The sequence below is a fragment of the Candidatus Zixiibacteriota bacterium genome, assembly GCA_040752815.1.
Taxonomy (GTDB): Bacteria; Zixibacteria; MSB-5A5; order GN15; family FEB-12; genus JAGGTI01.
Map to the genome: position 1 here is coordinate 1 of JBFMGC010000131.1, position 1,112 is coordinate 1,112.

The 1,112-nt window shown below is 59.7% G+C and carries 1 protein-coding gene; it reads left to right on the forward strand.

Annotated elements, in window-relative coordinates; genetic code table 11:
* The coding region (locus tag AB1772_13500) for a calcium-binding protein (protein ID MEW5797355.1) at positions 1-1,112 on the forward strand (1,112 nt) is incomplete at both ends.

A 1,112-nucleotide genomic window follows, 5' to 3' on the forward strand; every position in this document is an offset into this window, starting at 1 on the left:
GTTCGGTCGTCTCGGCAATCACCTGTACATCACCATCAATAGCACAGGCGAGGTCCTGAAGGTTCAGGATCACTTCAATTCGACTAACTACGGGGTCGAGCAGGTTCGCTTTGCCGACAACACCAGTTGGGATCGAGCCCAAATTCTCGCCGCGGCCTGGTTCATCGGCACCAGCGCCGGTGAAACCATCGATGGTTCGTCCGGCAATGACACCATCGACGGCCGTGGTGGCAATGACCGCCTGGTCGGCCATGGCGGCGCCGACACCTATCTCTTCGGCCTGGGCTCCGACAACGACACGATCGCCGAGGGTAGTGTCGCGTCCGACGGCAGTGGCGATACGGTCAAGCTCGTCGGTCTCAACATCGCAGATGTCGAGTTCAGCCGCTCCGGCAACGACCTCTTTGTCAAAGTCGTCTCCAGCGGAGAAACTCTGAAGGTCGAGAACCAATTCAACGGCGATAACGGCATCGAAACCGTGGCTTTTGCCAATGGTACGTCCTGGGACCGCAACCAGATTGTGGCCGCGTCATGGTATCGGGGCGGAACCGGGGACGACTCGATATCGAGTTCCTCCGGAAGTGACATTCTGTCCGGCGGCCTGGGCAACGACTATCTGCGTGGGAATGCAGGCAGCGATCTGTACGTCTACACGTCGGGCGACGGCAACGATCGTATCGACGACGAGTCCGCATCGACGGCCGAGATAGATACACTGCGTTTCACGGATCTGAATGCCAGCGACCTGACGTTCAGCCGGGTCGGCGGCGATCTGGCGATCAGCGTCATCGCCACGGGGCAGATCGTAACCGTCAACTACCAGTTCTACTCGAAGACGGCGAACTGGGGCATCGAGAAAATCGAGTTTGCAGACGGTACGAGCTGGGATCTGGCCACGATCAATTCCCATGCCTGGATCCGGGGCACCAGTGGCAACGACACGATCGGCGGCTCGGATTGGAACGACATCTTTTGGGGAGGCCTCGGGAATGATCGATTCAACAGCGGTGCCGGCAGCGACACCTACTTCTACGCACTGGGCGATGGCAACGACTACATCGACGACGAGTCCGGCTCGACGGCGGACGTGGACGTGCTGCACCTGACCGACC